4 protein-coding genes are annotated in these 3,025 nt (G+C 64.1%); 1 reads left to right on the top strand and 3 read right to left on the bottom strand.

Going from position 1 to position 3,025, the window contains the following annotated elements; all coding sequences use genetic code 11:
* The coding region (locus AAFP05_RS01535; protein WP_341728089.1) for a helix-turn-helix domain-containing protein at positions 1 to 377 on the top strand (377 nt) is incomplete at its 5' end.
* 263 nt (positions 378 to 640) lie between these two features.
* Here AAFP05_RS01535 and AAFP05_RS01540 read toward each other — a convergent pair.
* From AAFP05_RS01540 to AAFP05_RS01550, 3 genes are all read right to left on the bottom strand, one after another.
* Positions 641 to 1,465, bottom strand: a complete 825-nt coding sequence (locus AAFP05_RS01540) for a hypothetical protein (protein ID WP_341728090.1) — start codon at positions 1,463 to 1,465, stop codon at positions 641 to 643.
* 252 nt (positions 1,466 to 1,717) lie between these two features.
* Complete coding sequence (locus AAFP05_RS01545) at positions 1,718 to 2,446, bottom strand: TIGR02391 family protein (protein WP_341728091.1); 729 nt, start codon at positions 2,444 to 2,446, stop codon at positions 1,718 to 1,720.
* A 91-nt stretch (positions 2,447 to 2,537) separates the two neighbouring features.
* Positions 2,538 to 2,942: a hypothetical protein gene (locus AAFP05_RS01550; protein WP_341728092.1), complete on the bottom strand. Its 405-nt coding sequence runs from the start codon at positions 2,940 to 2,942 to the stop codon at positions 2,538 to 2,540.
* Positions 2,943 to 3,025: the final 83 nt, after the last annotated feature.

Below are 3,025 nucleotides of genomic sequence, written 5' to 3' on the forward strand. Positions count from 1 at the left end.
AACGTCAAAAGCTCGTCGACGCCTACGCATCCGGGATGCCCGTGAAGCAGATCGCCGAACGCTTCGGAGTCCACCGGACCACCATCACCCAGATCGTGGCTAGTGCCGGAATCAAGGTGCGCAGCCAGCCACTCGCCGCCTCCACTCGTGAAGAAGCTCGCCACCTGTACGACAGCGGCCGAAGCCTCGCCCAGGTGGCGGTGCAGTTGGGCGTCAGCGCCAGCGCCGTGCGCAGCGCAGTGCTCGTGACCGGCGGCACGCTGCGGTCCGCCGGAGGGTCCGCACGAAACCGCGCCGACGGTGACGTCTGCGGCGTCGGTGTGCTCGACCCGCAGGCTGACGAGACGGCAATTGTTGTGGCAAAGCGAGGCACGTAGGTCAGACACGCGGCGTGCAGTCGGTGACGGTGGTCGCCATGGGCGAGCCCTTCAGACATGAGAAACCGGCCGAGAGTCCATCTCCCGGCCGGTGCTCACCGTCGCGGCTCTGCCGCGTTGGTTGATCTGGGGCGTGGTGACCTTCCCCGTACGCCACGCCGCAGACCTTCTGCTACCTGCCGACCTGCATCTTGATGCGGGTGCCCTCGCTGATGAGTTGGGCGTAGTCGGTCAGTTCGGCATCGGAGATCCCCCACAGCTGGCTAGCGGAGCCTGTCGTCCGGCTTGTGCGGAAGCTCGTTGATCCTGCGATGGATCTCATCGGCAGGGATGCCATACAGGGTCAGTTCCATGCCTAGATCGTTTGGCACCGGAGTGCCGACCTCGTTGGCGGTCAGTCGGGTGACCTCATCGAAGAGAATCCGACCGATGGCCGGAATGTCCTCGCCATTCGCTATCTCGGGCACATCCTCGTCATCCTCGCGATCCGTGCGAGTCACACCTGCGTAGAACTGTGACTCGCCGGTGCCATCCCGGCACTGCCAGGCAACGATGCAGTCCGGCCCGACGGTTCCGTCACGCAACTGCTGGTGGACCCGGTGATTGATCACCGCAAGATGGTCGGCCACCGCGACAGTGTCAACGCGTCCCCGCTCGTGAGCTTTCACGAGATGAAGGAGCCGACGATCCCAACCATCGGCGTGAGCTTCCAGGTAGTAGCCGCCTGAGCCGGCGAGAGCGAGCCTATGCACCGGTGATTCCGGCGTGCCAAAGATTGTCAGTCGGGAAAACTCAACTGCCGGATCGCCGGTCACTGGATCGATGTCGGTCGTGATCGTATACCGCCGTGGCTCCCCATCGACGAACGCCTCTGCGATGATGACGTGTCCTGCGTCCGGCATCTTCCGCAGGTGCCGTGGTAGTTCGGTCACCGCGATCTCGGCGAGCATCTGAAGCCCGGCCTCGAACCGTCCAGTGCGGCCGAGGAAGATGGACCTCAACCACTCGGACGGTTGTGTGCCTCTGGCGGTCATGCCGAGTCCTGCATACGTCAGCACTCCGAAGCCGTCCTCAGTCTGAAGCGACATGAGCTTGACCGCGTTGTCGATCGGCGGCCGTCCATCCGCGTAGGACAGACGTCGATCGGCGACCACCCAAAGGCATCTTCGGTTGTGCACTGCTATCACGAGCGTCACGCGCCAAGGCTCCCACGAAGGCGCAGTCACAGTCCGCAGATCACGTCAAGGGAGTCGCACGGGCACCTACCGGCATGGGCGTGCGGGCGCAACCCAATACAGGAGTCTGGGAGCCCGTCCGACCGGCAACGTCATGAGCTGGGCTCAGGAAACGGCTTCCGGATGCTGGTACCTGATCTGCGTCAGCAGCAAACTCGCCAGACCGACGACGCCCATGGCGTAGCGGCGCAAATCGTCTCGGGTCTGGATGTTGTGCCGGTCGACGTTGCCAAGAGCGGCTATCATTCCTGAACCGAGCATGCGCCAGCCGTCGGTCTCGTTCGCCTGGCTGCCCAGAGGTAGCGGGCCGTTGGCGTCGAGGGCCTTCAGGAAGAGGTCCTTGCCGACCAGCTTGTTGCCGTCCTTGCCGGTCGGGCTACCGGCCCAGCGCCGTACCTTGTCCTCAACATAGATCGCTGCCGCAGAGGCGACCTGGCCCCAGCGTTTCCTCCTCGACCGAGTGCTTGACGTGGTCCCAGAGTCCCTGGTCGAAGTCTGCTCGACTCCGGCTCTGGTGACAGGTCGAGTTCGAGGTCGAACACCGCAGCCCCGAGGATCGCCGCGGCAGTTGCCATGCCGTTCCTGAAGTACTCGGCCCGACGCGCTGAGTCGTCGCGCGGCGCGCTGGTTGATCGGGGGCCGACGGGGGGCGAGTACGTGATGTTCTTGAACCTCTGGGTGATGTTGTGCGGTCGGCCCCAAGGTGCGCTCCAGCACGCTCATGGCTATTGCCGACCACGCCTTGCGTTCAGGCGAGTACACCTGGACCTGCGGATCGGTCTCGGCCTGCACTTTGAGGGCCTTGAGCGCCTCAATGGCCTGCGGGTTGTTCACGAGATCACTGTAGAAGTGGGCGCTGACACATCGGCGCATCGCGCCGCTTCAGCCCGCTAGCCCCGCGAATCAAGATGCGGCGCGCTGCAGTTCACCTTTCGAAGCGTCTGAGGAAGTCCGCCGCCAGCTCGCGCCAGCCCTCCGCAGGTACATCGCCGTCGATCAAACCAGCGGCCTCGTCGGGATCGACATCCTCCTCGACCCATGTGGGTCGGGCGTAGATGGCGATCTCGCGCCCACTAGTGTCCCAGAAGAAGTTCGTCGTGTGCTTCCGCTCGTCTGCCCGAGTCACCACCCAGACGCCGTCGGAGCCATGAGCGATGTCGGTGTTGACCTGCGGGAAGCGGCTGCGGTACTGCCACGACCGCCAGGCGCCCTCAAAGGCCAGATCGATGCCAACCTTGTTCCACGGCAAGGAATGACGACCACACATGAGCAGGCCGAGGGCCATGCCTTCAGAGACTGCATTGCGCTGACGGGACGAAGTGATCCTCATGGCCCGAGAGGCTATCCAGCACCACCGACAGTGGAGTCCAGCAGAGTGGTGTATGACGGACCTGAGTGAGTGCGTGCCTCCAA

Origin of the sequence: Brooklawnia sp., assembly GCF_032229645.1 — a bacterium.
In the GTDB taxonomy this organism is placed as follows: Bacteria; Actinomycetota; Actinomycetes; order Propionibacteriales; family Propionibacteriaceae; genus Brooklawnia.